At 68.3% G+C, this 26,858-nt stretch carries 31 protein-coding genes, 1 tRNA gene and 1 pseudogene; 15 read left to right on the forward strand and 18 right to left on the reverse strand.

Annotated elements, in window-relative coordinates; translation table 11 throughout:
• Positions 1–22 precede the first annotated feature (22 nt).
• From P1Y20_RS03690 to P1Y20_RS03700, 3 genes are read right to left on the reverse strand one after another with little or no spacing between them, the layout of a single operon-like run.
• Positions 23–1,621 (reverse strand): PH domain-containing protein, encoded by a 1,599-nt coding sequence (locus P1Y20_RS03690; protein WP_304447304.1) that lies wholly within the window; start codon positions 1,619–1,621, stop codon positions 23–25.
• A complete protein-coding gene (locus P1Y20_RS03695) occupies positions 1,618–2,085 on the reverse strand; it encodes a PH domain-containing protein (protein WP_304447305.1) in 468 nt (155 codons plus the stop codon). Before P1Y20_RS03695 ends, P1Y20_RS03690 begins: the two co-directional genes overlap by 4 nt.
• Positions 2,086–2,134: 49 nt before the next feature.
• The gene (locus P1Y20_RS03700; RefSeq protein WP_304447306.1) at positions 2,135–2,491 is read right to left on the reverse strand and encodes a DUF555 domain-containing protein; all 357 of its coding nucleotides are present in this window, start codon (positions 2,489–2,491) and stop codon (positions 2,135–2,137) included.
• A gap of 265 nt (positions 2,492–2,756) precedes the next feature.
• On the opposite strand from P1Y20_RS03700, the gene P1Y20_RS03705 reads away from it, so the two are divergent.
• From P1Y20_RS03705 to P1Y20_RS03715, 3 genes are all read left to right on the forward strand, one after another.
• Positions 2,757–2,942 carry a hypothetical protein gene (locus P1Y20_RS03705; protein ID WP_379737005.1) on the forward strand — a complete coding sequence of 62 codons (186 nt, stop codon included), beginning with the start codon at positions 2,757–2,759 and terminating at the stop codon, positions 2,940–2,942.
• A 56-nt stretch (positions 2,943–2,998) separates the two neighbouring features.
• Positions 2,999–3,715, forward strand: a complete 717-nt coding sequence (psmB, locus tag P1Y20_RS03710; RefSeq protein ID WP_304447307.1) for an archaeal proteasome endopeptidase complex subunit beta — start codon at positions 2,999–3,001, stop codon at positions 3,713–3,715.
• Between the two features lie 99 nt (positions 3,716–3,814).
• Positions 3,815–4,249, forward strand: a complete 435-nt coding sequence (locus tag P1Y20_RS03715; RefSeq protein ID WP_304447308.1) for a universal stress protein — start codon at positions 3,815–3,817, stop codon at positions 4,247–4,249.
• A 10-nt stretch (positions 4,250–4,259) separates the two neighbouring features.
• Here P1Y20_RS03715 and purM read toward each other — a convergent pair whose 3' ends face one another.
• The 4 genes from purM to P1Y20_RS03735 all read right to left on the reverse strand — a co-directional run bounded on the left by purM (position 4,260) and on the right by P1Y20_RS03735 (position 7,966).
• Positions 4,260–5,276 (reverse strand): phosphoribosylformylglycinamidine cyclo-ligase, encoded by a 1,017-nt coding sequence (purM, locus tag P1Y20_RS03720; protein WP_304447309.1) that lies wholly within the window; start codon positions 5,274–5,276, stop codon positions 4,260–4,262.
• A gap of 44 nt (positions 5,277–5,320) precedes the next feature.
• Positions 5,321–5,935 carry a zinc metalloprotease gene (locus P1Y20_RS03725; RefSeq protein WP_304447310.1) on the reverse strand — a complete coding sequence of 205 codons (615 nt, stop codon included), beginning with the start codon at positions 5,933–5,935 and terminating at the stop codon, positions 5,321–5,323.
• Complete coding sequence (locus P1Y20_RS03730) at positions 5,936–7,645, reverse strand: TraB/GumN family protein (protein WP_304447311.1); 1,710 nt, start codon at positions 7,643–7,645, stop codon at positions 5,936–5,938.
• Positions 7,646–7,711: 66 nt separating this feature from the next.
• Positions 7,712–7,966 carry a HalOD1 output domain-containing protein gene (locus tag P1Y20_RS03735; protein ID WP_304447312.1) on the reverse strand — a complete coding sequence of 85 codons (255 nt, stop codon included), beginning with the start codon at positions 7,964–7,966 and terminating at the stop codon, positions 7,712–7,714.
• A 257-nt stretch (positions 7,967–8,223) separates the two neighbouring features.
• Here P1Y20_RS03735 and P1Y20_RS03740 point away from each other — a divergent pair, with 257 nt between their 5' ends.
• Positions 8,224–8,709, forward strand: a complete 486-nt coding sequence (locus P1Y20_RS03740) for an acyl-CoA thioesterase (RefSeq protein ID WP_304447313.1) — start codon at positions 8,224–8,226, stop codon at positions 8,707–8,709.
• A gap of 1 nt (position 8,710) precedes the next feature.
• Here the strand turns inward: P1Y20_RS03740 and P1Y20_RS03745 are convergent, their stop codons facing one another.
• Complete coding sequence (locus P1Y20_RS03745; RefSeq protein WP_304447314.1) at positions 8,711–9,700, reverse strand: PLP-dependent cysteine synthase family protein; 990 nt, start codon at positions 9,698–9,700, stop codon at positions 8,711–8,713.
• Between the two features lie 99 nt (positions 9,701–9,799).
• Here P1Y20_RS03745 and P1Y20_RS03750 point away from each other — a divergent pair, with 99 nt between their 5' ends.
• The 3 genes and pseudogenes from P1Y20_RS03750 to P1Y20_RS18880 form a co-directional block, all read left to right on the forward strand.
• The gene (locus tag P1Y20_RS03750) at positions 9,800–10,231 is read left to right on the forward strand and encodes a DUF488 family protein, N3 subclade (RefSeq protein ID WP_304447315.1); all 432 of its coding nucleotides are present in this window, start codon (positions 9,800–9,802) and stop codon (positions 10,229–10,231) included.
• A gap of 72 nt (positions 10,232–10,303) precedes the next feature.
• Positions 10,304–10,681 carry a peroxiredoxin family protein gene (locus tag P1Y20_RS03755; RefSeq protein ID WP_304447316.1) on the forward strand — a complete coding sequence of 126 codons (378 nt, stop codon included), beginning with the start codon at positions 10,304–10,306 and terminating at the stop codon, positions 10,679–10,681.
• Positions 10,682–10,759: 78 nt separating this feature from the next.
• Positions 10,760–10,972 (forward strand): annotated as a pseudogene (locus tag P1Y20_RS18880) (DUF8015 family protein); the annotation flags it as partial.
• A gap of 31 nt (positions 10,973–11,003) precedes the next feature.
• On the opposite strand, the gene P1Y20_RS03760 reads toward P1Y20_RS18880, so the two are convergent.
• Positions 11,004–13,106, reverse strand: a complete 2,103-nt coding sequence (locus tag P1Y20_RS03760; protein ID WP_304447317.1) for a thioredoxin domain-containing protein — start codon at positions 13,104–13,106, stop codon at positions 11,004–11,006.
• A gap of 123 nt (positions 13,107–13,229) precedes the next feature.
• Here P1Y20_RS03760 and purD point away from each other — a divergent pair, with 123 nt between their 5' ends.
• Positions 13,230–14,513, forward strand: coding sequence for a phosphoribosylamine--glycine ligase (gene purD / locus P1Y20_RS03765; RefSeq protein ID WP_304447318.1), 1,284 nt, complete (start codon positions 13,230–13,232; stop codon positions 14,511–14,513).
• Between the two features lie 66 nt (positions 14,514–14,579).
• Positions 14,580–15,086: an acyltransferase gene (locus tag P1Y20_RS03770; RefSeq protein ID WP_304447319.1), complete on the forward strand. Its 507-nt coding sequence runs from the start codon at positions 14,580–14,582 to the stop codon at positions 15,084–15,086.
• A gap of 23 nt (positions 15,087–15,109) precedes the next feature.
• Here P1Y20_RS03770 and P1Y20_RS03775 read toward each other — a convergent pair whose 3' ends face one another.
• From P1Y20_RS03775 to P1Y20_RS03785, 3 genes are all read right to left on the reverse strand, one after another.
• Positions 15,110–15,895 (reverse strand): mechanosensitive ion channel domain-containing protein, encoded by a 786-nt coding sequence (locus tag P1Y20_RS03775; RefSeq protein ID WP_304447320.1) that lies wholly within the window; start codon positions 15,893–15,895, stop codon positions 15,110–15,112.
• A 1-nt stretch (position 15,896) separates the two neighbouring features.
• Positions 15,897–16,718, reverse strand: a complete 822-nt coding sequence (gene dacZ / locus P1Y20_RS03780) for a diadenylate cyclase DacZ (RefSeq protein ID WP_304447321.1) — start codon at positions 16,716–16,718, stop codon at positions 15,897–15,899.
• A gap of 168 nt (positions 16,719–16,886) precedes the next feature.
• Positions 16,887–17,183: a hypothetical protein gene (locus P1Y20_RS03785; RefSeq protein ID WP_304447322.1), complete on the reverse strand. Its 297-nt coding sequence runs from the start codon at positions 17,181–17,183 to the stop codon at positions 16,887–16,889.
• 139 nt (positions 17,184–17,322) lie between these two features.
• Between P1Y20_RS03785 and fer the strand changes: the two genes are divergently transcribed.
• The 5 genes from fer (at position 17,323) to P1Y20_RS03810 (ending at position 21,835) form a co-directional block, all read left to right on the forward strand.
• Positions 17,323–18,030, forward strand: a complete 708-nt coding sequence (gene fer, locus P1Y20_RS03790) for a ferredoxin Fer (RefSeq protein ID WP_304447323.1) — start codon at positions 17,323–17,325, stop codon at positions 18,028–18,030.
• Positions 18,031–18,141: 111 nt separating this feature from the next.
• Positions 18,142–18,690, forward strand: coding sequence for a hypothetical protein (locus P1Y20_RS03795; RefSeq protein ID WP_304447324.1), 549 nt, complete (start codon positions 18,142–18,144; stop codon positions 18,688–18,690).
• 107 nt (positions 18,691–18,797) lie between these two features.
• Positions 18,798–19,940, forward strand: coding sequence for a mandelate racemase/muconate lactonizing enzyme family protein (locus P1Y20_RS03800; RefSeq protein WP_304447325.1), 1,143 nt, complete (start codon positions 18,798–18,800; stop codon positions 19,938–19,940).
• Positions 19,941–20,097: 157 nt separating this feature from the next.
• Entirely contained in the window at positions 20,098–20,748 is a 651-nt protein-coding gene (locus P1Y20_RS03805; RefSeq protein ID WP_304447326.1) for a hypothetical protein, read from the forward strand.
• A gap of 352 nt (positions 20,749–21,100) precedes the next feature.
• Positions 21,101–21,835 (forward strand): hypothetical protein, encoded by a 735-nt coding sequence (locus P1Y20_RS03810; RefSeq protein ID WP_304447327.1) that lies wholly within the window; start codon positions 21,101–21,103, stop codon positions 21,833–21,835.
• Positions 21,836–21,950: 115 nt separating this feature from the next.
• On the opposite strand, the gene P1Y20_RS03815 is transcribed toward P1Y20_RS03810, so the two are convergent.
• Positions 21,951–22,034 (reverse strand) — tRNA-Leu (locus tag P1Y20_RS03815).
• An 84-nt stretch (positions 22,035–22,118) separates the two neighbouring features.
• On the opposite strand from P1Y20_RS03815, the gene P1Y20_RS03820 reads away from it, so the two are divergent.
• Complete coding sequence (locus tag P1Y20_RS03820; RefSeq protein ID WP_304447328.1) at positions 22,119–22,427, forward strand: cyclin family protein; 309 nt, start codon at positions 22,119–22,121, stop codon at positions 22,425–22,427.
• 19 nt (positions 22,428–22,446) lie between these two features.
• On the opposite strand, the gene P1Y20_RS03825 is transcribed toward P1Y20_RS03820, so the two are convergent.
• The 5 genes from P1Y20_RS03825 to P1Y20_RS03845 form a co-directional block, all read right to left on the reverse strand.
• Positions 22,447–22,950 (reverse strand): phosphopantetheine adenylyltransferase, encoded by a 504-nt coding sequence (locus tag P1Y20_RS03825; RefSeq protein ID WP_304447329.1) that lies wholly within the window; start codon positions 22,948–22,950, stop codon positions 22,447–22,449.
• 62 nt (positions 22,951–23,012) lie between these two features.
• Positions 23,013–23,507: a winged helix-turn-helix domain-containing protein gene (locus tag P1Y20_RS03830; protein WP_304447330.1), complete on the reverse strand. Its 495-nt coding sequence runs from the start codon at positions 23,505–23,507 to the stop codon at positions 23,013–23,015.
• A gap of 48 nt (positions 23,508–23,555) precedes the next feature.
• A complete protein-coding gene (locus P1Y20_RS03835; RefSeq protein ID WP_304447331.1) occupies positions 23,556–24,659 on the reverse strand; it encodes a glutamate--cysteine ligase in 1,104 nt (367 codons plus the stop codon).
• A gap of 84 nt (positions 24,660–24,743) precedes the next feature.
• Positions 24,744–25,280: a DUF5804 family protein gene (locus tag P1Y20_RS03840; protein ID WP_304447332.1), complete on the reverse strand. Its 537-nt coding sequence runs from the start codon at positions 25,278–25,280 to the stop codon at positions 24,744–24,746.
• 330 nt (positions 25,281–25,610) lie between these two features.
• Positions 25,611–26,816, reverse strand: coding sequence for a methionine adenosyltransferase (locus P1Y20_RS03845; RefSeq protein ID WP_304447333.1), 1,206 nt, complete (start codon positions 26,814–26,816; stop codon positions 25,611–25,613).
• Positions 26,817–26,858: the final 42 nt, after the last annotated feature.

Raw genomic sequence — 26,858 nt, forward strand, 5'->3', positions numbered from 1 at the left:
TGGAGAGCGGGGTGAAATCCCCCTACGCCTCGCGGACGGGGCGCTCGCGACGGCGTCCGCGGTGGAGGCTCCGCTGGAGGCGCTCGCGGAGCGTCCGGGCGAGGTCGGTCGCGGTGGCGCGGTCGACGTCGAAGACGGTCGCGTCGGTCGACCCGAGGCGGGCGGAGCTGGCGGTGTCGACGACGACGTTCGCGAGGCCGAGGCGTCGCTGGAACACGCTCGCCCGCACCTGCACCGTCTGGAGGCGGTCGTAGGGGACGAGATAGGTCGCGCGTCGCCAGAACCCGCTCCGCACGACCACGTGGTCGTCCGCGAGGGCGTAGCCGCGGTTGACCCAGGTGTAGTGCGCCGCCAGCGGAACGACGGGGAGGAGCGCGAGCGGGAGGTACCAGAGGGAGAACCCGTCGACGGCCCACGCCGCGAGCGTGGTAAGAAGCGTCGCGCCGAGGACGGCGAGCAGGCCACGGGCGGCGTAGCGCCGGCGTGCCCGTTCCGGGAGCGGGTCGAGTGCCGGCTCCTCGACGCCTTCGAGGCGCCGCGCGAGGGTCGTCACGCGCTCGCGGTCGGCGAGCGGGACGACCGACTGGTTCCCCTCCTGGGCGGCCTGCTGGGTGCCGTAGCCGGCCGTCTCGACGGCGAGACCGGCGTAGCCGAGGCGCCGTGCGAGGGGGTTCTCCGTGACGGCGACGGTCTGGACCTTCGACAGCGGGACGCTCCCGCTGTAGCGGCTGAACAGCCCCCGTTCGTACACCAGGTCGTCGTCGAGCCGTCCCAGTCGGAAGCCGTAGTAGCCGACGACCGTCAGCGCGGCGCTGGCGAGCCACGCGACGACGACGGTCGGGACGAGCGAGACCAGCGCGAGGACGACGAGCGCGTCGGGCGAGGCACCCGCGAGACTCCGCGGGCCGCCGACGGGCGCGGCCAGCGAGAGGGCGAGGGACCGGACGAGCGGGCCGACCGGCGAGAACACGAGGAACAGCGGGGCGGCGAGCGCCCCCGGACGGAAGGAACTGGCCGCGAGGACGGCCAGTTCCCGCGTCGTCAGTTCGAACAGGTGCGTCGGGACCGTCTCGTGAAACGTATCGTCCCCGGCCGCGGCTGTCCCGTCGGGGTAGTCGCGCTCGTCGGGGGGTTCGCCGACGTCGCCGTCGGTCCCGGCGGCGCCGTTGGCGGTCGGTGCGACCGTGTCGCGGGCCCGCCGTCTGACCTCGGTTCGCAGGCGTTCGGCCTCCGTCTCGCTCACGAAGTCGAAGACGGCCTCCGTGCTACCGCCGCCGGCCGTCTCGACGCGGACCACCGCGAGGCCGAACGGTCGTTTGAACAGGCCCTGGACGACGTCGACGTTCTGGACGCGCCGCAGCGGTATCTCGCGTTCCTGGCGACCCACGACCCCCGAGGCGACGTCGAGGGTGTCGTCGGTGAGTTCGTAGGTGAACCGGAGGTAGGTCGCGAGGCCGTAGGCGGCACCGAGCAGCGCGAGGAGCGGTCCGAGGACGAACACGAGGCCGACGTCGGTCCCGACGGTCCCCGCCGCCATCCCGCCGAGGAAGAAGCCGACGGCACCGGCGTTGAACCCGTAGCGAACGGCCCGAACGACGGCGGTCAGGGGGTGGAGCCTCACACGCCGTCCTCCGGTTCGCTCTCGGTGGCGAGTTCGCGCAGGCGTCCCTGCAGGGCGCGGGCGCGGTCCGGTTCGAGGCCGGGGACGGTCACGTCGGCGCCGCGGGACCCGGCCGTGTAGACGACGACGCTCGCGAGGCCGAGGGCGCGCTCGACCGGGCCGCGCTGGGTGTCGACGTGCTGGACGCGGACGTAGGGGACGGCGCTCTCGACACGTGTGAGGACGCCACGTTCGAGGTAGAGGGCGTCGTCCTGGACGTCGTAACGCCAGACCCGGTAGTGCAGGAGCGCGCTTCCGACGCCGAGGAGGGCGAGGCCGAGGCCGACCGCCACGCCGAGCGCCGGCCCTCCCGGTAGCGAGAGGAGGAACCGGTCGACGGCGACGGCGCCCGCGCCGAGCGTGACCGCCCCGACGAGCGAGGAGAGGGCCCACGCGACGCGGACCCGCGGGTGGAGGGCGTGCATACGAGTAGAACGGTCCGCCCGACCGGCAAGTCGTTTGTGGTTCGCCGTCTCAGTCCTCCTCCTCGTCGAGTTCGAACGTCTCGATGACCTTGAGCGGGACGTCGCGGAGGGCGCCGCCGATCTCGCTCTTGGCGATGCGCTGGGCGTGTTGCTCGCCGTCGGCGTTGAACACCTTCATCTCGAGGAGGAGGCCGACGAGCGCGGTGTCGGCGGCGATAAATGCCGAGTCGAACGTCTCCCCGCAGGCGGGACAGGGCGTGCCGCCGACTTCGACCTCGACGTAGTCCATGTCCCGCTGGTTCAGTCGTTTGCCCGCCTCGCTGACGGCGACGCCGATGGCGTCGTCGATGGCACCGACGTCTCGGACCAGCCACGCCGCCTCCATGGCGACCAAGTAGTTCGTCATATTCCCCCTCGTCGCTCGGCGCTATCGGGCTTTGTGGTTTGGCGGCGTCGGCGCGCACGTCACCGCGATTCATCCGATAACTTATCGGGATACTGTCGAACTCCTCGGAGCCGGTTACATCCATCCCGCGACACGTTTCCACTCCGGTTGTGGCGGACACAAATCGACTTGAATCGACAGACGGGGACGTTGTGGGTTCCGGTACCGTGCCATCGCGTGCGCCACAACGCTTATTACATACCATGGTGCTGACACCGAGTATCAGATGGTGTTCGAACGGTTGCGGTCGCTGACGCTGCTCGCCCTGTACCAACTCGCGCTGTTCGTGGGGCTGATGCTCCTCCCCGTCGCGATGGTCGCCCGCCGGGTCGGCCTGCCGTTCCTCCCGGTCCACCGGGTGGTGACCCGCCTCGGCGACGCCTACGAGCGGTCTACGGAGCTTCTGGAGTAAGCGCGCGGTCGACCGAAGGGGTGCTTTTATCAGCGCAGGACGGGTAGCGGATGGTAATGAACCGCCAGAACCAGTCGGCGTTCGACTTCGACCGGCGTGACTACGAGGTGCCCATCTACGAACCCGAGGTGGGGTCGCTGCCCGACCTCTCCGGCAAGGACGCGGAGAAGGTCAACCAGACCGGGACCACGACGGTCGGTATCACGACCACCGACGGCGTCGTCATCGCGACGGACATGCGCGCCTCGCTCGGCGGCCGGTTCGTCTCGAACAAGAACGTCCAGAAGGTCGAGCAGATTCACCCGACCGGCGCGCTCACCCTCGTCGGGAGCGTCGGCGGCGCCCAGTCGTTCATCCGGTCGCTGCGCGCCGAGGTGAACCTCTACGAGTCGCGCCGCGGCGAACCCATGAGCATCAGCGCGCTCGCCACGCTCGCGGGGAACTTCGCCCGCGGCGGGCCCTTCTTCGCCATCAACCCCATCCTCGGCGGCGTCGACGACGAGGGGCACCACGTCTACTCCATCGACCCCGCCGGCGGCGTCATGGAGGACGACTACACCGTCACCGGGTCGGGCCTCACCGTCGCCTACGGGACGCTCGAACGCGAGTACCGCGAGGGGCTCTCGAACGACGAGGCGAAGCAGGTCGCCGCGAGCGCCGTCAAGGCCGCCGTCGAGCGCGACACCGGCTCCGGCAACGGCGTCTTCCTCGCGGAGGTCACCGACGAGGGCGTCGACATCAACGGCCACAAGGACTTCGACGAGGTCCTGTAGACGCCTCCCGCCGCACCGCGGACCGTTCTCCTGCCGTGAGTTCTCCCGATACCTGTACGTAGAGCGATAGCTTTGTCCACGGCCGTCGTCCCCCTCCACATGACTCGACACGTACTCGTCGCCTACGACGGCTCGCCGCTCGCGGACCGCGCCCTCCGCTTCGCCACCCACGAGTTCCCCGACGACGAGGTGACCGCGCTCTACGTGGTCGACCAGGAGCGCGACCCGACGGCGATGAGTGGATGGGGGAACGACCCCCACGAGTGGGAGGACTGGCTGGAAGCGGAACGCGACCTCGCGGCGGGCCTGTTCGAGCGCGCCGAGAGGGTCGCGAGCGAGGAAGGAGGGAGCGTCCGGACCGCGGCCGCGGTCGGTCGGGTCCACGACCGGGTCGTCCAGTACGCCGCGGACCACGACGTCGACGTGGTCGTCGTGGGGACGCACGGCCGGTCGGCGGCCCGGAAGGCGCTGCTCGGGAGCGTCGCGGAGACGGTGATTCGAGAGTCGCCCGTGCCGGTCGTGGCGGTCAGGTAGCGCAGCGCGGCTACGAGAGGGTCAGCCCGGCCACCTCGACGGTCCCCACCTCGCCGTCGGCCTCCTCGACGGTCCCGATACGGCGGCCCTCCTCGGTCGCCTCGACGAGGGCGTCTGCGTCCGCGGGCGAGAGCGCGGCGACGAAGCCGGTGCCCATGTTGAACGTGCGGTACATCTCCTCGCGGTCGACGTTCCCCTCGCTCGCGACGAACTCGAAGACGGGGTTCGGGTCGAAGGGGTCGTCGACGACGTAGTCGTGTGCGCCCATCCGGAGCAGGTTCGTCCAGCCGCCGCCGGTGACGTGGGCGGCGGCGCGCGCGTCGTGCTCGCGCAGGGGAGCGAGCAGGTCGGTGTAGATCCGCGTCGGTTCGAGCAGCACCTCCCCGACGGTCTTCGACTCGTCGAGCGGGAAGGCGTCCGTGTAGTCGTGGTTCCGGGTGGCGGCCTGCCGGGCGAGGGTGAGGCCGTTCGAGTGGATACCGCTGGCGGGGAAGCCGACGAGCGCGTCGCCCGCCTCTGCCTCGCCGGGGAACAGCGCATCCTTCGGCGCGAGGCCGGCGCAGGTCCCCGCGAGGTCGAGGCCCTTCACCACGTCTGGCATGACGGCCGTCTCCCCGCCGACGAGCGCGACGTCGGCCTCGGCGGCCCCCGTCGCGAGGCCCGTCCCGACCTGCTCGGCCACGTCGTCGTCGGGGACGTCGACGGCGATGTAGTCGACGAAGGCGACGGGTTCGACGCCCGCCGCGACGAGGTCGTTGACGTTCATCGCGATGCAGTCGATGCCGATGGTCGAGAAGTCGCCGAGCGCCTCGGCGACGAGGAGTTTCGTCCCGACGCCGTCGGTGGCGAGCGCGAGGTAGCGGTCGCCGATGTCGACCAGCCCCGCGTAGTCGCCCTCGAACTCGCCGACCGCGCCGACGAGCGCCGCCGTCGCCGCCTCGCTGTCGGCGATGTCGACGCCCGCGTCCGCGTAGGTCAGCCGCTCCTCGTCGTCCTCGCTCCCGTCGGTCCCGGCGTCCTCGCTCATGGCCGAGAGCGCGGGAGGGGTGGGGAAAAGTGCGTCGGAAGGGGCTAGAACCCGGTGCCGACGAACACGAGCGAGAACAGCGCTAGCCCCGCACAGACGACGAACGAGAGGGCGAACACGAGGGAGTTCCAGCTGAGCACCTTCCGACCGTCGAGCGGACCGAAGGGGATCATGTTGAACCCGGCGAGGATGAGGTTGATGGTGACGCCGAGTTGGCCGACGCCGACGAGTGGCCCCACCGCGAGCAGGGGGACGAACAGGCCGGCGAGGAGGACGTTCGTCGCCGGACCGGCCAGCGCGATGAGTCCGACCTGCCGGGAGGTGACGGGTCGCCCGCCGTGGTAGACGGCGCCGGGGGCGGCGAACAGGAACCCCGCGAGCCCCGCCCCGATGGCGAGCGCGAGCATCCCGTAGTCGGCGCGGAACTCGGCGAGCTGACCGAAGCGAACCGCGACGACCTTGTGCGCGAGTTCGTGGAGCAGGAAGCCGATGCCGACGGTGAGCATACTGACGACGAGCGTGTCGGCCGCCTGAAGCGGGGCGACGCTCCCCGAGAGCAGGCCGAAGGCGAGGCGTCGGTCGAGGAAGAAGGTGAACGCGACGCCGAGCGCCAGCCACGCCGCGACGAGGTCGACGACCTCCCGGGGGCTGAAGCGCATTCAGCGGAACCCTCCGAGGAGGAGGTCGACGCTGTTTCGCGCCCCCTGGAGCATGAGGTCCGCCACCTCGCCCGCGGTGGAGATGCCCTGCCCGCTGAACAGCGCGGGGAGGAGGACGAACGCGAACAGGAAGCTCGCGACGGTGCTCCCGATGTTGGTGAACGCGACGACGAGGATGAGCTTGAACAGCGGCACCTGTCGGAGGTCGCGCAAGAGGTCCTCCAGCGGGCGCTCCTCGTCCTTCAGGAGTTCGTTGAGCGTCCCGATGTCCGCGACGTTGACCGACGTGTAGCGCAGTTCGACGTAGCCGGCGAACCAGCCGGGTGCGAGCAGCGGGTTGAGGCTGGTGAGCCAGGCGACGGCGCCGCCGACGAGCGCGCTCAGGTTGTGGGCGCCGGCGATGCGCGCCAGCGCGAAGGCGAACGCCCCGTTGACGAGGAACCACGCGCCGAACAACTGGAGGAGGAACGTGTCGCGGACGCCCGCCATCCCGATGAGGACGAAGAAGACGAGGAACCCGAGGGTGAACAGGTAGCCGACGAGTTTGTACGGCGAGAAACGTCTGGTCTTCTGGACGCCCGTCAGCGACCCCATCTCGGGGAGCGTCTCCGGCCGGTCGAGGTAGCGTTCGATGCCCTCCCGGTGGCCCGCGCCGACGACGGCGACGACGGACTTGCCCTGTTCGCGGAGGCCGACGAGTTTGTGGGCGATGAAGGCGTCGCGCTCGTCGATGAGCGCCTCCGCCCCGCCGGGGGAGAACCGGCGGAACTCCTCCATCATGACGCTCACCACGTCGCTGTCGGTGAGGTCGCTCATCTCCAGTTGCTCGGCGTCGGGCTCCTCGACGCTGGCGTCGAGCGCCATCCCGAGGAGCGTCCCGATACCCCCGAGGACGGCGATACCGACGCCCACGCCGAGCGCGAGCGTCGTCGCGCCCCGCCCGAGCGAGACGAACGCGTCGGGGGAGAGGTCGAGTGGACCGACGACGAGGCCGCCGGTCAACCAGAGGCCCATCCCGGCGAGGACGCCGAGGCCGAGGCTGACGGCGAGGCGTTCGGCGAGGCCGCCGGGCAGGAGCGACCCCGCGAACGCGAGGAGCGCGAGCGCGATGCCGGCGCCGACGACGAGCGCGCCGACGGCGCCAGCGGCGGAACCGAGCGAGGCCGCGGCGGCGTCGAGGCCGAGCGTTCCCGCGCCGAACGTCCCGAGGAGGACGCCCACGAGGAGGCCGACGGTGGCACCGACGGCGGCGCCGACCTGTGGGGGCGGTGCGACGCTCATGACGAGGCCGCCCATCAGCGAGACCTTCTCTCTGCCCGTGAGGCGCGCCCAGAAGCGCTGAATCGTGACCTGGATGTCGCGGTCGACGAGCGCGATGCCGAGGCCGAGTCGCTCCGCCGTCTCGACGGCCGCGAGCATGTCGGCGCCGGGCGTGATGTCGAACTCGTCGCCCATCCGCGCCTGCACGTAGGAGAGCACCCAGTACGCGAGGAACTGAAAGACGGTGTTGCCGTGGAGGAGGTCGCTCGCGTCGAGGTCCTCGGGGCCGTCGCCGCGCAGTTGTCGATATCGCCCCTCGTCGAGTTCGACGGCGACGACGTCGGGGCGCTCGGCCTCGATGGCGTCCTCGACTTCCTCGACGCTCTCCGCGGAGACGTGGGCCGTGCCGACGACCGTGACGGACCCCCGCTCCGGGGCCTGCTCACTCATTGCTACTGGCTATCCGTTCAGCCTTCATACCAGTGTCGCCGTCGGTACGCCGCCCGACGGGCGGCGTTACTCGACGACGACCGACCCGGCGCTGTCGACGACGAAGGTACGGTCCTCGTAGTCGAGGACGACCGCTCCGTCGGGTCGGCAGGCGCCGTTGAACCGGGGGGCGAACAGCGCGTCCAGGGCGTCGGGGTCGACGACGTCGTACAGGGTCGCGGGCGCGTCGTCACCGAGGGTCTCCTCCATCGCGTAGACGAGCAGTTCCGCGAGGTCGTCGTCGCCGACCGTCACGTCGACGCTCGTGGGGCTGTACTCCATGTGTGATGGGGCGTTTCGGGACATGCGCTGTGGGTTGTGTCGCACGGCGGGCCTCCCGACGGGCGGGAGCGAGACGTGGAGCGCCACGGTGCCCCCCTGGCCGTGGGAGGCCACACCACGCCGTACGACCGACACCGATTCTTAGCACTCCTGATATATAAATTTTCGAGTTAATCACGTAATCAAAGTATACATCGTCTGAAACCATTTCGGTCGCCGAACCCGTCGCTTAACCCCCTCGGCCGCGACGCGGGAGCATGGACCCGGTGCCGCTCGCGTCCTCGTACACCGAGATGACCGAACTCCTGTTGCCCAACGACACGAACAACCTCGGCCGCGCGCTCGGGGGCGCCGTGTTGAACTGGATGGACATCTGCGGGGCCATCGCCGCGATGCGCTTCGCCGGCAACCAGGTCGTCACGGCGTCGATGGACCACGTCGACTTCATCTCCGCCATCGAACTGGGCGAGGTGGCGGTCGTGCGTGCGTACGTCTTCTCGACGGGCCGCACCAGCCTCGACGTGAAGGTGGACGTCCACGCCGAGAACCCGCGAACCGGTGACCCGGACCGCGAGACGACGAGTTCGTTCCTCACGTTCGTCGCGCTGGACGAGACGGGCACGCCGACCCCCGTCCCCGACGTGGCCTACGAGACGGACGACGAGCGGTGGCTCCGCGAGGAGGCGGTCGAGGAACGCCGCGCACAGTTACAGCAGGTGGCGGACCGACTGGACGAGGTATAGGTCAGTCGAACATCCCGGTCGACATGTAGCGCTCGCCGCTGTCCCAGAAGACGGTGACGACGAGCGGGCAGTCGCCCGCGCCGCCGTCGGGACGGACGACGGGGCGCTGCTGGGAGGGCTGGTCGGGTTCGGGCGCCTCGGGGCCGTCCGGGCAGTCGGCGTCGCCGTCCGCGAGGCGGGCCGCGACCCGACGGGCGGCGAGGTTCGACGCGCCGGAGGACTGCCCGACCAGGATGCCCTCCTCGCGGGCGAGACGGCGACACTCCGCCTCGGCGGCGTCGACGGTCACCGTCTCGACGGAGTCGACCAGGTCGACGGCGAGGTTCGGACTGAGGAAGCCCGGGCCCATCCCCTGGAAGTCGTCGTGACCGCCCTCGCCGGTGGAGATGACGGCGTTGTCCTCGGGTTCGACGGCGACGACCTCCATCTCGGGAAACGCCTCGCGCAGGCGGCGGGCGATACCGGAGAGCGTCCCGCCCGTGCCGACGCCGGCGACGAGCGCGTCCACGTCCCGGTCGCCGACCTGGTCGAGTATCTCCTCGGCCGTCGTCCGGTAGTGGGCCTCGGGGTTGGCGGCGTTCTCGAACTGGCGGAGCTGGACCATCCCCTCCTCTTCTTCGAGTTCGTCGGCGCGGTCCTTCGCCTCGGAGATGTCGCCGTCGACGAGTTCGATGTCGGCGCCGTAGGCGCGCATGATGCGTCGGCGCTCGGGCGACATCGAGGAGGACATGACGATGGTCATGTCGTAGCCCTTCGCGGCGGCGACCATCGCCAGTCCGATGCCGGTGTTTCCGCTGGTGGGCTCGACGAGGCGGTCGCCGGGCGAGAGTTCCCCCGCGCGTTCGGCGGCCTCGACCATCGCCAGCGCCGGGCGGTCCTTCGCCGACCCGCCCGGGTTCTTCGACTCGACCTTCGCCGCCACCGTGGCGCCGGGCGGCGAGGCGACCCGGACGAGCGGCGACCCGATCGTGTCGAGGATGGAGTCCTTCATGCGAGCGAGTTCCGCGGCGACGAGTAAAGACGTGGCGGACGCCGTCCCCGAGGGCACCCGACCGCAACAGGTATTTCACTCGCGCCGAGAGCACGTGCCATGAGCGCGAGTGGCACGGTATCGGAGACCTACCTGGCGGCGCTCCAGCACGACCTCGCCGGGGTGACGGACGAGGAGACGCTCGTCGGGGTCGTCAGGCGCCCGACGCGGTGGTTCCTCGGGAGCGTCGACGAGAACTACCCCGAACTCGGCCCGCCGCCCGAACTCCTCGACGCCGTGCGCGCCCACCGCGACGACTACCAGACGCGCGGGCTCTGTGAGGAGGGCGCCCACAACGCCGCCTGGGAGGACACCGACTTCGAGGAGCGCTACCGCGACCACCTCGAGAGTACGCCCGAGGCCGGCGAGGCGCTCGCGGCGCTCGCGGCGCGGGTCCGCGACGGCGAGGACGTCGTACTGGTCTGTTTCGAGGGAGAGGGGAAACGCTGTCACCGTCACTTGCTGCGAGAGGAACTCGAAGCGGCGCTGTGAGGGGCTGTACTCGTTCGTGAACCACGCCCGAGAACGGGGGCGTTAAGCCGCCGGCGACGAGACGTTTCGACCATGAACCTGGAGACGATGTCGCCCAACCCGGTCTGGTCGCCGGACGCCTACGAGGAGACCGTCGAGACGCTCCGCGAACACGACGACGTGACCTACAAGGTGTGGGGTGGCGACTGGTGCAAGGACTGCCGGGCGCAACTGCCCGACTTCGCCGCCGCGCTCCACGCGGCCGACGTCTCCGAGGACCGTATCGAGGACTTCGCGGTGGAGAAGGAGGACGACGGGAGCAAGGTCGGTCCGCAGGTCGAGGCGTACGACATCGAGCGCATCCCGACCGTCGTCGTCGAACGCGACGGCGAGGAACTCCTCCGGTACGTGGAGTCGGCCGACCGCCCCGCGGCCGTCTACGTCGCCGACGCGCTCGACGAGCGCTCGTAGTCGGTCGAAACGGGGCCCTGCCCGCGCAAGCCGAACCCACACCGCCGAGCCGCCAGTCCTCCCGTCCGGGTGAATCGGATGCAGGAACGCGACGACGACGATAGGACCGAGTCGGTCGGACGCGCTCGCGAGGCGGTGCGGTCGCTGTCGCGCTACGACCTGCTGTTGCTCGCCGTTCCGGGCGCGTTCGCGGCGGCAGTCGCCGTCTGGTACGTCACCGCCGTCCCGCTCCACGGCACGCTCGCCGGCGCGTCGCTCGTCGGCTGCTGTGTCGTCGGCGAGGGGGTGTTCCGAAACCCGCCCGAGCGCGATTCGACGCCCCCTACCGCTCGCGCCACGCCAGTGCGTTCTCGATGTTCGTCCGCGGGGGCGAACACGCGAACCCCTCACAGAGGTACGCGGTCGGCGCGCCGTTCTCGGCGTCGCGCGACGCCCACAGGGGCGGCGCCGACGCGAGACCCAGGGCGTCGAGCCAGCCGTCCAGTCCGTCGGGCGTCGGCGGACGCGGGGCGAGCAGGCGACGCGGGAGGTAGGTAGTCGCGAGTCGGTCGCGCCACGCGGGCGGCCACCCGTCTGCGGCGACGGTGAGTTCGACGTGTCCCGCGGTGTACTCGTCCGCCGCGAGCGCCAGCGACGCGTGCTGGAGCGGGTCGCTCTCGAGTCGGCCACCGTGCGTCTCCAGGACGCCCTCGGCGACGGCCTCGAACCCCTCCTCCGGGAAGAAGCCGTCGAGCGCGAGCAGCAGCGAGGCGGCGACCCCCGCGCTGGAGGGCGTCGACTGGTCGGTGAGTTCCTGCGGACGCGCGACGAGCGACTCGCCGCTCGCGGGCGTGAAGTAGAGCGTCCCGCGCTCCTCGTCCCAGAACTCGCGGACGGTGGCCCGGGCGAGGTCGCGGGCGAACGCGAGGTGTTCGACCTCGCCGGTCGCCTCGTAGCAGTTCAGCGCGCCGCGCCCGAGGAAGGCGTAGTCCTCCAGGTAGCCGGCGATGGCGGCGTCGCCGTCCTTGTACCGACGGGTCAACGTCCCGTCCTCCTCGTCCCAGAGGTGTTCCCTGACGAACGCCAGGGCGTCGGTCGCGGCCTCGGCGGAACGGTCCTCACAGACGAGCGCCCCCTCCGCGAACGCCGATATCATCAGCCCGTTCCAGCCCGCGAGCACCTTCTCGTCGCGCGGTGGGCGCTCGCGCTCCCCGCGCGCGTCGGCGACGGCGTCCTCGGCGGCTTCGAGGTTCTCCCTGACGGCCGCCTCCGGGAGGTCGAAGCGCTCGGCGAGGTCGTCGACCGTCGCGGAGACGGTCAGGACCGTCGTCCCCTCCTCGAAGTTGCCCGACTCCGTGACGCCGTAGTAGGCACAGAAGAGGTCGGCGGCCGTCTCGTCGTCGACGGCGTCGTGGACCGCCTCGGGCGTCCAGACGTAGAACGTCCCCTCCTCGCCGCCGCTCCGGGCGTCGAGCGTCGAGAAGAACCCCCCCTCGTCGTGGGTGAGTTCGCGCTCGACGAACCCGAGCGTCTCGCTCGCGACGTGCCGGTAGCGCGCGGTCCCGGTCGCCTGGAAGCCGGCGAGCATCGCCCGGACGAGTTCAGCCTGGTCGTAGAGCATCTTCTCGAAGTGCGGGACGGTCCACGACCGGTCGGTCGTGTACCGGTGGAAGCCGCCGCCGACGTGGTCGTAGAGCCCGCGGTTCGCCATCGCGGCGAGCGTCTCGCTCGCGACGTCGCGGTAGACCTCCCTCCCGGTGCGGTCGGCCGCCCTGAGCAGCACGTGGACGCGGCCGGGGTGGGGGAACTTCTGTCCCCGGCCGAACCCGCCGTGCTCCCGGTCGGCGCCGCGGACGGCCGCCTCGGCCGCCCGTTCGAGCAGGCCCTCGTCGGGCGCGTCGCCGGGGCCGTCGGGGACGGACTCCAGTTCGTCCTCGATGGCGCGGGTCCACTGCTCGGCGCGCGTGCGCATCTCCTCGCGGTCCTCGGGGTCGTTCCACGAGCCGGCGATGTCGGTGAGCAGGTCGCGGAAGCCGGGCATCCCGCGTTTCGGCTCCGGTGGGAAGTACGTCCCCACGAAGAACGGTTTCCCCTCGGGCGTGAGCCACGCCGACAGCGGCCACCCCGCGTTCCCGCGGACCATCTGGCAGATGTTGATGTAGAGGCTGTCGAGGTCCGGACGCTCCTCGCGGTCGACCTTGATGGGGACGAACTCCTCGTTGAGCACCTCGGCGACGGCCTCGTCCTCGAAGCTCTCCTCGGCCATCACGTGACACCAGTGACACGCCGAGTAGCCGATGGAGAGGAAGATGGGGACGTCCCGCTCGCGGGCCTCTGCGAGGGCGTCCTCGTCCCACGGCTGCCAGTCGACGGGGTTGTCCGCGTGCTGTCTGAGGTACGGACTCTCCTCCTCGTCGAGTCGGTTGCGGCCGGCGGCGTCGGTCATGGGTACCGGTACGCCACACGGCGACTAAAGCGCCCGCCTCTCCCTCGAACGTAGGCACGAACGTGTATTCCTTCCACCGCTGAAAGAGCAACCTTTACACTTTCGTGCGCTCCGGGTTCGGGCATGTCAGAGACCGTGCTGCTGGTCGGCGGCGGCGGCCGCGAACACGCCATCGCGCGCGCGCTGGCCGACGATTGCGCGCTCTACGCCTGCGCGAGCAACCGTAACCCCGGCATCGCGCGCCTCGCCGACGGCGTCGAACAACTCGACGAGACCCACCCGGACGCGGTGGTCGCCTACGCCGAGGAGGTCGGCGCGACCCTCGCGGTGGTCGGTCCCGAGGCGCCGCTGGCGGCGGGCGTCGCGGACGCGCTCGCGGATTCGGGCGTCTTCCCGTTCGGGCCGCACGCCGAACAGGCCCGCATCGAGACGGACAAGGCGTTCCAGCGGCGGTTCATGCGCGAGCACGACATCCCCGGCTGTCCCGACTTCGAGACGTTCGACGATATGGAGCGGGCCTGCGAGTACGTCGACGCCTCCGACGGCGACCTGGCGGTGAAGCCGACGGGCCTCACCGGGGGGAAGGGCGTCACGGTGACCGGCGACCAGGTGACGAAGGAGGAGGCGAAGGCCTATCTCAGGGAGGAGGGGTACGACCGCGTCGTCCTCGAGGAGCGCCTCGTCGGCGAGGAGTTCACCGTCCAGGCGCTCGTCGCGAACGGCGAGGTGCGCACCGCGCCCGCCGTCCAGGACCACAAGCGCGCCTACGAGGGCGACGAGGGGCCGAACACCGGCGGGATGGGCAGTTACAGCGACGCCGCCGTCGCGCTCCCGTTCATGACCGAGGACGACTACGACGACGCCGTGGCCATCATCGAGGCTACTGTGGAAGCCCTCGACGACTACACGGGCGTCCTCTACGGGCAGTTCATGCTCACCGCGGCGGGCGTGAGCGTCGTCGAGTTCAACGCCCGCTTCGGCGACCCCGAGGCGATGAACACCCTCCCCGTCCTCGAGACCCCGTTCCTCGACGTGCTCGTCGCCGCGCGCGAGGGCGACCCGCTGCCCGAACTCGCCTTCGACGCCAGAGCGACGGTGTGTAAGTACGCCGTCCCGGCGGGCTACCCGACGGACCCCGAGGCGGGCGCGCGCATCGAGGTGGACGAGGAGAGCGCGGGCGACGCCCTGCTCTTCTACGCCAGCGTCGACGAGCGCGAGGACGGTCTCTACACCACCACCTCGCGGTCGTTCGCCGTCGTCGGCGTCGCCGACTCCATCGCCGAGGCCGAGACCATCGCCGAGGACGCCCTCGCCGCCGGCGAGGAGGGTCTCCACGTCCGCCACGACATCGGCACCGACGCGCTCGTCCAGCGGCGCATCGAGCACGTCGAGGAACTGCGCGGGTAGGTCACGCTCCGGTGGGGACGACGCGACCCCCACGGGTTCAAGCCGACGCTCTCCCTACCCTCGCAGGTGAGCGACGACACGCGCCGTCACGACCGGTTGGAGCGGGTCCCGACGCCGGGGCCGCGCAACTCGCTGCGGGGCTGGACCGACGCGAAGTCACCCCTTCGCGTGATGGTGAACTACGTCTTCGTCCTGCTCGCGCGACTCGCGCCGAGCCTGCGCCTCCGCTCGTGGGCGCTGCGACGCATCGGCGTCACCGTCGGCGAGGGGGTCTCGTGGGGGCTGGAGGCGACGCCGGACGTGTTCTGGCCCGAGCGCGTCACCCTGCGCGACGACTGTATCGTCGGCTACGACGCCGTCCTGCTCTGTCACGAGTTCCTTCAGGACGAGTACCGTCTGGGAGCGGTCGAGATCGGCGAGCGAGCGATGGTGGGCGCGCGCGCGACGGTCCTCCCGGGCGTCACCGTCGGCGCCGACGCGCAGGTGGCGGCCAACTCGCTGGTCACGGAGGACGTCCCACCGGGAGTGACCGTCGCGGGCGTGCCCGCGCGACCGGTCGAACGCGACGAGTAACGCGACCGGAAGCGTCGAGGGGGTCAGTCCCGGACCCTGACGATGCCCGACTGGAAGACGAGGTGGTTGGGGACGATGAACTCCGCGCCGTCGTCCTCGACGTAGGTGACGAAGACGCCGACCTCCTGGACGATGCCCTGTCGCCCGTCGACCTCCACCTGGTCGCCGATGCCGTAGGGCTGGGTGAGCAGGAGGAAGACGCCGGCGGCGGCGGCGGGGAGGACGTCCCGGAGCGCGAGCGCGGCGAGGACGACGACGGCGAAGAAGTACCCGCCGAGGAGGACGAGGAGCGCGGCCACGGGCAGGCCGAGCGTCGCGAGCGCGACGACGAGTGCGATGTAGATGACGCTGTACTTGACCCCGAGCGGGAGGACGTTCACCTCGGTGAGTTTCACCCCGCGGAGCCGTTCCCTGACCACGAGTTCGACCTTGTCGGCGACGATGAGGCCGACGATGAGCACCAGCACGGCGGCGAACACCCGGGGGATGTAGCTGACGAACGCCATCAGCGAGAGGCGCGTCTCGAGGAACCCTTCGAGTTCGAGGGCGGCGCCGATGGTCGCGAGGTAGATGAACAGCGTGACGAGCGTGGCGACGAGACCGACCGTCGAGGTGCCGAGGCGCTGGGCCGCCCGCTCGAAGGCCGTCCCCTCGACGGCCTCGGGGACGCCGGTGGCGACGAGCAACCGGCGCGTCAGTCGCCCGACGAGGAAGCCGAGCGCCAGCCCGAACAGCAGGACGAGGATGGGGACGAGCGACTCCGAGCCGAGCCGGACCACCTCGCGCGCGAACTCGCGCACCTGGAGCATCTCAGTACTCCTCCGGGTCGAGTTCGAATATCAGTTCGCCGCCGCTGAACGCCCGGACGAGGCCGTCGCTCTCCGAGAGGACGATGGCGATGGCGTTCGTGTCGCGGGTGATGGCGCCGGCGGCCATGTGGCGCGTGCCGAGACCCTTCGGGATGTCGACGCCCTCGGCGGAGGGTTCGAGGTAGCGGTAGGCGGAGACGATCTTCCCCGAGTCGCTGATGACGAACGCGCCGTCGAGCCGCGAGAACTCCTTCAGCATCACGGTCACGATGGGGTCGCCGACGTGGACGTGGGACTTCTCGAAGGGGTTGTACGACAGCGAACGGGACTTGTTCATCACCTTGCCGGCGTCGCCGACGACGAACAGCGCGCCGACGGGCTTGCCCTTCTGGCCCTTGCGCCCGAGTTCGATGACCACGTCGAGGACGTCCCGGATGACCTCCGGTTCGGCCCGGGAGTTGGTGAACAGGTCGTAGACGCCCGAGTGGGCGAACTCGCCGACCCTGACGCGCGTCACCGTGTCGATGGTCTCGTCGAAGAGCTTCGTCGCGCAGGCGACGCTGTCGCCCTCCTCGACGTACCCCCGGTCGAGCGCGCCTTCCAGTCCGAAGCGGATACGCTCGGTCACCTCGGCGAACGCGAGAGGGAGTTCGACGAACTGTGCCGCGTCGACGGTGTTGTCGAGTGCGACGACGACGGCCTCCGCGTCGTCCGATTCCTCCGATTCGACGAACTGGTCGTACGTAGAGGCGCTCGGTGAGAAGAGAAACACGACGTCGACACCCTCAACGATGCCGTCCAGCAGGTCACCCAGCGCAGACATACTTCGTACCTCCGAGGAGTACGTCAAAAACCTTTGTGAACGACGTTCGCACGTCTGACATGCGTACGACGCGAGCAGGGAGTGTCGGTTCGCGCAGCGAGAGCGGTCGGAGACCGGGTAGCCGAGGGTAATCTCGCCACGAGTGGGGGGAATAGCAGATGGTACCGCTCAGGAGAACGTCGCCCAGTTGACGAGCACGAACGCGACGGCGAGGGTGAGCGACACCGTCACGAAGCCCGCGGCCGCGGCGGTACCGCTCCCGGCCGGGAGTCGGAGGAGTCGTCGTCCCGTCGTCGACGCGACGAGGACGGCACAGCAGAGTGCCCCGCCGATGGCCGCGACCCAGAGGCCGCCGAGGACCGACGCCCCGACGAGTGTGAGGCCGAAGAGGGAGACGAGGAGACCGAGGGTTCCGACGACGACGCCGGCGAACCCGTCGAACCACGGATGAACGTCCGAATTCATGCGCGCAGTAACGACAGCTGAGATGGTATCTCTTGCGAGCGATGGGGTCGCACCCGACATCGCTCGGGAGGACGCCGACGGGACCGGTGACGTTGCCGGGGGGAGAGGATTTTATGTCCCCGATTACCTATCGGTACGTGTGGAGTCCCCGTCCGACGTTCTAGGGATAGACACCGAGGCAGACGATGAGGAAGTCGAACGTGCGTACCGCAGACGGGTCCTCGAGGCCCACCCGGACCACGGCGGGTCCGCCGCGGAGTTCCAGCAGGTCCGGCGCGCCTATCGACGACTCCAGGACGGCGAGGACCCGGCCGCGCTGGACGTCGAACTCGACGGCGACGCGGCCGACACCGACTCGGAGCGCGACGCGACCGGGGAGGAAGACGACGGTGACGGGGAGAGCGACGACGAGAGCGAGGAGGTGGGCGTCACCGTGGAGTACCTCAACTACGAGGTGCTGCGGGACCACGGCTGGGAGTTGAACGACGACGACCTCTTCGAGAAGGCGGCCGCCGCCGACCTCGACCCGGCCGACCACGGCCAGTTCTCGGTCCACCCCTCCGACTACCTCCTCGAATCCGCCGAGGAGTGCGGGTTCACCTGGCCCTACGCCTGTCGCGGCGGCGCCTGTAGCAACTGCGCGGTCGCCGTCGTGGAAGGCGAGATTCCGATGCCGAGCGGTCACATCCTCCCGCCGGAGATGATAGACCGCGGCATCCGCCTCTCGTGTATCACCGCGCCCATCACCGAGAACACGAAACTCGTCTACAACGTCAAACACCTCCCCGGCCTCGACGAACTCCGGTTGACGCCGAGTCGGTTCGACCAGTCGCACCTGAACGACTGACAAAAAGAGATAGACGGTGACGAAGCATCACGTCGCGATTGCGAAATAGAGCGAAAATCGTTCTACAGACAGTAGACTCATGTCCTTGCAAGAAAGTCTACACATCACCGAATGTCGGAGGAACCGGATTGGGCGATAGTTCTGGCTGCACTTCACGAAGCGCAAAGAGCCGCCGATAACTCGGTTGCGTTTCCGAGTAGCATCAAGAAGAGACGGAGGATGTCTGGGGACTTGGTTGATACGTTGCAAAAATCCACGGACCTGACAAGCCATGAGGTGCGTGGCGCCCTCGACTATCTGAGAAGAACGGGGCTAGTTGACATGTCGCCGATTTTTAATCGGGGAGGGGTTCAGGGAGACGAGGCGGAATTTATTTCTGGAGGATTGACCGAGAAGGGCTTCGCAGTAATTCATGAACGGCAGATGAGGGAGCAGCGACACAAGATTGTTGAAGAGCAAAAAGACGCGAATAAGGTATTGACAAAACTCACGTTCGTGTTGGTGGTAGCTACAAGTATACAGGCGCTTTCGGCTTTGTTTTCCGTGCACCAATCGATTGACTCCACGAACATTGCATTCTCATTGGTGATTGGTACTGCGGTAACTCTGGTATTAGTGGTTCTATTTTATATTCTGCTGTTTGCACTCTCTGAGCGATGAAAGTAGGTGTGGTTATTTGCACATTCTCAAAGTGTAAAATGGATATGGTTTTCTCTCCCGGACTGTGAACAGAAACCTTCATCAGCGGGTCCGGACATTCGCCGGGCGTGCAAATCTCTAGCGTAGAGGCGATTCCGATTCACCGCGAGCTGGACGAGCGAATCGCCATCGCGCAGAAGTGGATATCGAGCCGGGAGTACTGTCTCGTCAGGGTCACGACCGACGAGGGCGTCACCGGGTGGGGCGAGTGCTGGGGGCCGGTCGCCGGCAACCGCGAAATCGTCGAGGAGTACGTCGCACCCTGGCTGGAGGGCCGGGACGTGCGGAACGTCGAGCAGATTCACGACGACCTCGTGTTCAAGCTGACCGGGTCGTACCACTCCTACACCCCGGCGAGCGTCGTCGGCGGGGTCGACATCGCCCTCTGGGACGCCTACGGCAAGTCCCTCGGTCTGCCCGTCTCGGACCTGCTCGGCGGGCGCCGTCGCGACAGCGTCCGGGCGTACGCGACCGGTCACTTCTGGACCGAGGTCGACGACTTCGAGACGCTGAAGGAGCGGGTCGTGGCGGAGGCGACCGGGCACGTCGACGCCGGCTTCGACGCGCTGAAGAACAAGATCGGCTTCCAGCGCCACCCCGACTTCCCGTGGGGGTGGCGCGAAGACGTCGAACTCGTCGCCGCCATCCGCGAGGCCGTCGGCGACGACGTCCGCCTGATGACCGACGCCAACCACGCCTACGACCTCGCGACGGCCCGCCGGGTCGGCGAGCGACTGAGCGACCTCGGCGTCTACTGGCTCGAAGAACCCGTCCGCCCGCACGCCGTCGACAACTACGCGCTGCTCAACCGGGAACTCGACGTCCCGCTGGCGGGTGGCGAGTGCTGGGCGTTCGAACACGAGTTCGCGCGCGTCCTCGACGCCGGCGCCGTCGGCGTGACCCAGCCGGACGTGACGAGCGCGGGGGGACTCACCTCGACTCGGCGCGTCGCCACGCTCTCGGACGCCCACAACGTCCAGTGCATCCCCCATGTCTTCGGCAGCGCCGTCGCGCTCGCCGCCAGCCTCCAGGTGCTCGCGACCATCCCCGGCGAACCGATGCTCGAGTTCGACCGCACGCCCAACCCCATCCGCGACGACCTGGCGGTCGACCCGGTCACGAACGACGGGAACTCGGTTCCCATCCCCGACGCTCCGGGCATCGGTGTCGACGTCGACCCCGACGTGCTCGACTCGTTCCGGATGGACTGACCTCGGTGACGAGTGCGTCGTCCGGGGCGATGTCACAGTCCGTAAGCGAGTTGGGATATCGGGGTTCCATGGGTTCTCGGACACTCCTACTTGATGCGAATGCGTTCCTCCTATCGCTCCGAAACCACTTTGGCTCGCGACTATAACCCTGTACATCATGTCTGATGTTGGGCGATGGGTTGTCTGGGGTCTTCTCCCGTCCGTAATCGGCGGAATCCTCCTCAACGCTGTCGTCCCCTTCGACTCGATCAACAGCGAAGTCTTCGCCGTCGTACTTACCGACCCGATACTGCGAACCGGCGCGTTAACCGTAGTGCTCATTGCTCCCGTGTACTTCGGCGTGAGCTACATCATCGGGGTCGTTTCCTCGCTCGTAGACCGGCGGCGAGAGATTCAGAAAAGTAACTCACCGGGAGCATTCAGTGTCCCGTCACGTCCAAGTAAGCTGATTTGGCACGGTGTCATCCGACAGTACGGTGCGGACTGGTACGTGACGTTCGGTGAACGGCGGCGCGGCAGTACACGGTACGCGTACATCGAGAAGGGGGCGTGCTGCCCGAACTGCCAGACTGAGATGCTCCGCCGGAACAAAACGAAATTCGTCGTGTTCAAGCGACGCGTGTGGTTGTGCCCCCAGTGCGAAACGGTCGTTGACCGGCCGAAAGAGATGCTATTCGAGGAGAAACGCGGAGTGAAGAACGTCGTCGAGAAGCATGTGCTGGCGGCATTATCAACCGATAATTCGCAGGAGTACATCGAGTCGGTGGATGGGCTCGATACGGGACAGTGGGGGCGAGGATTCCCTTGATTGTGAGGGACTGCTGACAAACGGCCGGTCACCATCAAGACTATCGAGTATCGGGGTCCCGGGCCCGTCGCGCACTTCTCAGACACAGTGATCGACTACACACGTGAGCTGCTCCCACGCTGCAGTCCCGGAAACGGTCTGGTTAGGCGCGGTAGCGTACGTCCTGAAGAAACTGTGAGGCCGATGGAAGTTGATGCTCCGGTACATTCACCACGAGTCTACGAACGAACTCGGTAACTGGATGAGTATGATCTAAGAATCGGAGAAAGTCTAGAGATTAGCGTTAACTTCAGTGACCCGATTTTCTGAACCACCGGTTACATTACAATAGCCGGATAAGTCGGAGGAACGTATGATCGGAGCAGACAATCAAACATGTGACACTGACACAAACAGTGATGAGTTTTGTCTCGCCGAATTCATCGATGATAGATCCTCGCTGTTCGGCACAATGGGCGTGTTCGTCGCCGTCGCCGCGTACCTCTCACGAGCACAACCCGGACCGATAACGGATGCTGAATTGATGCTGAAAGCCGGGTACACTGCTTCGCTTGGACTCGCGTTACTCATACTATTCCTTATCTACTGGTCGATGCGGAACGAATTCGGGACGTGGACTGACCTTCGCCGCGCGCACATGCAACTCCATAACTGGACGTTGACTGTTTTCACCGGTTTCACCGGGCTGTTAATCCTCTCAGTCACGCACTTGGTCACACTGAACGACCCAGTGGTGTTCCTGCTCCTCCTCACTGGCACGGCAGTGTTCAGTCTTATAGCGTTCACGAGCGTAGTATACGGGGTCGGTCGCCGAGTTCCTCGCTCCCCGTTGTGGCGGATACCGACGATGTTCGTCGTGTGCTCGGTCGTCTTGGCGGTGTCGGCCTACGTTCGGAATCAGTACTTAGCTGGGATTGAAATTACCACGATTCAGGATCTGACGTTCGCTGACCCGGTCCCGATCGTGTTGATGCTCACGATGGTGATCGTCGCTACGATTCAATCACTCGCCGCGGTCAGTCTCATCGCTACGATCCTCGGGATTCCGATCGTTGCTATCGACAAGATTCGTGGTGTTTCCCCGTAAGACCGCATCGGGTGAGTGCGTGGGACCGGATTCGAACCCCGGTCGCTCGCGTCGCTCGCTCCCTGCTTCGAATCCGTTCGTAACCCATTCGCTGCTCACGTCGTTCGCAGCAGAATGCGCGGGACCGGATTCGAACCGGCGGACTCCTACGAGACAGCGTCCTAAGCGCTGCGCCGTTTCCTGGCTTGGCTACCCGCGCGCACCTCCACCTACCGCGATGCGTACAAAGAAGGTGTCGCTCCGGGGCGCAACCCCTATGCGCTCGCGGCGTACAGGTTCGAACATGTTCCGCGCGCGCGACCAGGTCGAGAACGAGGAGTGGCTGACGACGCTCGAACGGACGGCCGACCGCCTCGACCTGGGGGCCGCGGCGCGCTCGCGTGCGACCGATCTCTTCCTCTCGACGCTCCCCGAGGCCGAGCGTTCCAAGCGTGCGACGCTCGCCGCGAGCGTCTACGTCGGCGCGCTCATCGAGGGCGACCGGCGCTCGCAGGGCGACGTGGCGGCCGCCGCCGACGTCTCACGGTTGACGGTCCAAAAGCGGTGGAAGGAACTCATCGAGGAGGCGGGGTTACGACGGCCGAACTGGTGAGCGCCGCGCTCACCGTCGCTCAGCGTCCCTGTTCGTGGGGGGCCGGTCGACCGGACGCCTCGGGGGTGCGGTTGCCGTGTTCGTCTATCTCGCCGCGGACGATGCGCGTCGAGGAGATTCGCTCGCCGTCCTCGGCGGGGACGTGGTCGACGACCACGACGTCGAGCGGGTCGAGGCCCTTCGTCGCCCGGATGTCGTTGACCTCCTGGGCGCCGCGGGTGGTCTCCGGCGAGACGACGAGGTAGTCGAAGTCGGGTTCCTCCGTGGCGATGCCGGTGGGTTCGTCGAGGCGACGTATCTCGAACTCGCGGTCGTGTCGCTCCGCGAGCGGCGCGAGTTCGCGCTTCAGCGCCGCGTGGCGCTCCTCGTAGGACTTGACGTGGCGTTCCTCGTTGCGCGTCTTCGGTGCCAGTTCGTCGCTGGTCAGGCCGACCGTGACGTCACCGAGTTCGAACGCCCGCTCGAACAGTGCTCGATGGCCGTCGTGCACCGGATCAAACGTCCCCCCGAGCGCGACATTCATACGTGCGCCGAGGGCCGCACCCGGCTTATGCCTTCGGCTCTCGTCATCCGGGGACGTGTCGCTCAGTCGTCGTCCGCCGTCTCCTCCGCGGGCCGCTCGACGGTGATGCGGACCGGGCGCGCGTCGCTCCGGCGGTCCGCGAGCGCGTCGTCGAGGTTGAACACCGTGTTCAGTTCCTCCTGGACGTCCCCGACGATGTCCGTGACGAGGTCGTTCGGGGCGATGGCGACGTACTCGTAGGGGTTGTTGCCCGCGCCGGCGGACTCGCGCTTGCGTCGGTGGACCTTCCCGTCGTCGTTCAGTTCCGCGAGCGCCTCGCGGACCGTACTCGGGTAGAGTCCCGTCCCGTCGGATATCTCCTCGCTCGTCGAGTTGGGCCGCTCGCGGAGGTAGATGTAGATGCGGGCGCGCGTCTCCGTGTCGAGGACCCACGTGAGCAGGTCCACCAGTCCGTCGTCGAGCGTCTCGACGGCCCTGTCGGCCTCCGATTCGAGCCGCTCGCGGACGCTTCCGTCTCGGACGCCCGTGGCGTCCTCGTTCTTGTCATCCGTGGACATGGGTTGAGTGTAACCGATGCCTAGGAATTAGTCAATAAAAATCCTCGCTTAGAGGCGGAGCGACTCACACAGCGCGTCGAACCCCCGTTCGCGCAGGAGACGACGCTGTCGGGTGGCGCCGCTCTCGGCGTCGTACACCCGGCGGACGCCGTCGACGCCGAGGCGGTCGCAGGTCCGGTCGACCGCCTCCCCGAGGGTGCAGGTCCCCTCGCAGTCGCGGTCGATGAACGACGCCTCGTGCCCCCAGCGCATCGCGCGCCACTTGTTCTCGTCGAGCGTCTCGCGGCGGTGCTGGAACCCCGCCCGGCGGTGACGGCTCTCCGCCCACGGGTCGGGGTGGTCCTCGTAGCGCTCGGCGAGGTCCGTCACGAGCGCGTGGACGTACTCGACGAACGCGAGGACGTGTTCCCGGTCGGCCTGCCCGTCCGGCGTCCGGACCTCGACCGTCCCGTGGCCGGAGTGAGGCCGGACGTCGTACCACAGTTCCCCGCGGTCGCTGATGGAGTCGGTCTCGACCATCAGCCGTTCGAGTTCGAGGTACTCCGCGAAGGAGTCGAACGCCGTCGGCATCCCGGTGTTCGGCAAGCCCTCGAATACCTTCGCCCGCGCGGAGGCGAGGCCGGTGTCGTAGCCGTCCCAGAACGGCGAGTTCGCCGAGAGCGCGAGCATCACGGGGAGGTGCCAGCGCAGTTCGTTCGCCACCCAGGTCGCCTTGTCCGCGTCGTCGACGCCGACGTGGACGTGCAGGCCGGCCGTCGTGTTCCGGTGCTGGGGGTACTGGATGCGCTCCAACTGGGTGCGGTAGCGCGGTTTCTCCGCGTGTTCGAGTTCGCGCCAGGTGGCCGCCGGGTGGAGGCCCGCCGCCGCGACGCCGTAGCCGTGGGCCTCGGCGTGGGCGACCAGCGCCTCGCGCACGTCGCGGAGGGCCGTCCGCGCGTCCGAGAGGGAGTCGAGCGTCGGCGTCTGCGTCTCGATGACGCACTTGAATAGTTCGTGGTCGAGTCGGTCGCGGAGCACCGCCGGGGGGTCCGTCTCGTAGACGAGTTCGTCCGTCCCGGAGGTGGGCCGTCCGCGCTCGTCGACGACGAAGAACTCCTCCTCGATGCCGAGCGTCCCCATCCGGTCGAACGCGTCGGCGGACCCCAGTTCCATACCCCACCTGCCCCTCCCGGCGAGTAAACCCTTACTCTCTGTCCCCGCCCGACAGCCCCGGCGGCCGTCGGGAAAAGGGTCGGGTCAGCCGCCGAACTCGGCCTCGGTGACGCGCACGTGGAGCGTCTCCTCAACGTCGCGGAGGTCGTACTCCGGCAGGGTCGGTCCCGTCCGCGTGACGTACATGGGTTCGACCGGGCGGAGGAGCCCCCCGTCCGTCTCCCTTCCCACGCTCTCTCCCTCGCCATCTCCCACGCTCTCGTCGTCGTCCCCAGCCGCGTCGGCCGCGCGCGCCAGCCCGTACACCTTCAGGTAGGTGCCCGACTCCTCGGGGACGACGCTCCCCTCGCGGATGGCGCCCGCGAGCGCGCGAGAGAGCCACTCCGTCTCGCTCACGGAGGGTTCGAGGACGAGCGCCGCCTCCGCGAACCGCACGAGGTACCAGTTGAGGTCGTTGAGCAGCGAGACGGCGCTCCCGAGGCTGATGGTCTCGACGGCGACGCTGTTCTCGAACGGCCGCTGGAGCCGGTAGGTCGAGAGCGCCTCGCGGGAGGTCTCGCGGGAGAGCAACTCGTAGCGCAGGTCGCAGTCCTCGTTCCCGACGAGACAGACCGTGGTCATGCGCCTACTGGACGCAGGCGCGGCAAAGCGGTTTCGTTACGCGACGTTTCGAGCAGCGGGCGTCTGTGGAGCGGTGCCGGGGAAACGGCGAGAGGTGGGTGAGTTGGTCACCCGGGGAGGAGGTCCGAACGACGGTCGCCCCACGGACGAGCGGAACGGAAGTGCCGTCCTGCGGACGCTCCGGGTCTGCGGTCGTTTCCGGTCCGCTCGGAACCGCGTCGCGGTTGCGGGAGCCTGCGAGGCGCTTCGCGTCTCACGACGTCGGTGGATCAGCGAGAGGTGAGCGAGCGCGACGGAGTCGTGCGCGCGATTCCCGCCCGGAACGGTGGTTCAGAACGTGGTCAGTTCGCCGTCGATGACGCGCTCGGTGATGGAGGTGACGTCCGACAGTTCGCGGTCGACGACGGCGGCCACCTCCGCCTCGATGTCGGCGACGTCGACGCCGTCCTCGGTGACGAGCGCCGCGTCGGCGACGTGGGGGTCGTCGATGGGCTTGCCGATCTGCGAGAGCAGTCGGACGCGTATCTCGCGGATGCCGTCGACCTCCGCGACGACCGACTCGGCGATGTCGGTCGAGAGGAGGTTGTATATCTTCCCGATGTGGTTGACGGGGTTCTTCCCGCTGGTGGCCTCCATGCTCATCGAGCGGTTGGGGGTGATGAGGCCGTTGGCGCGGTTACCCCGCCCCACGCTCCCGTCGTCGCCCTGTTCGGCGGAGGTGCCGGTGGTGGTGAGGTAGATGGCGCCCTCCTCGTAGCTGTCGGCGGTGTTGACGTGGACGGCCACCTCGCGGTCGGTGTACTCGCTCGCGAGGTCGGCGACGAACTCGCGGACGGCGTCGACGGCGTCGCGGTAGTCGTCCATGTCGTCGACGTAGGCGTCGACCATGGCGGCGGCGACGGTCACGTCGATGCGGTCGTCCTCGCGCTTGCCCATCACCTTGATGTCCTGGCCGAGTTCGGGGTGGTCGCTGCCGTACGAGCCGGTGAGCCGTCGCTCGGCGTTCAGGACGATCTCCTCGGTCTCGGTGAGCGGCGCGTGGCCGACGCCGAAGCTCGTATCGTTGGCCATCGGGACCGACCGTCCCTCGTCGCCGAAGACCTCCTGGAGGTCGCCGGAGCCCTCGCCGAGTTCCACGTCCACGACGACGTCGGTGCCGAACTCCAGTTCGGGGAAGTGCGCGTCGACGTACTCGCGGGCGGCGCGGAGGGCGATGGTCTCGGTCGGTATCTTCGTCCCCTCGTACTCCTTGGTCGCGCGGCCGACGATGAGGAGGTAGATGGGGGCGATAGTCTCGCCGCCGGAGAAGGCGGGGGCGGCCGAGCCGGCGACGAGCTGCGTCTCGTCGGTGTTGTAGTGGAGGACCGTCCCGACGCGGTCGAGGTACTCGCGCGCGAGCGCCTGCGAGACGTGTTCCGCGATACCGTCGCAGATAGAGTCGGGGTGGCCGAGTCCCTTCCGCTCGACGATCTCGACCTCCTGGTCCTCGACGGCGAGCCCGGCCATCGGCTCGACGCGAATGTTGCGGTCGGTCATTGTCCGTCGTTCACCGCCTCCGGAGGTATAACTTACGGAAAC

Origin of the sequence: Halomarina ordinaria (assembly GCF_030553305.1) — an archaeon.
GTDB classification, from domain to species: domain Archaea; phylum Halobacteriota; class Halobacteria; order Halobacteriales; family Haloarculaceae; genus Halomarina; species Halomarina ordinaria.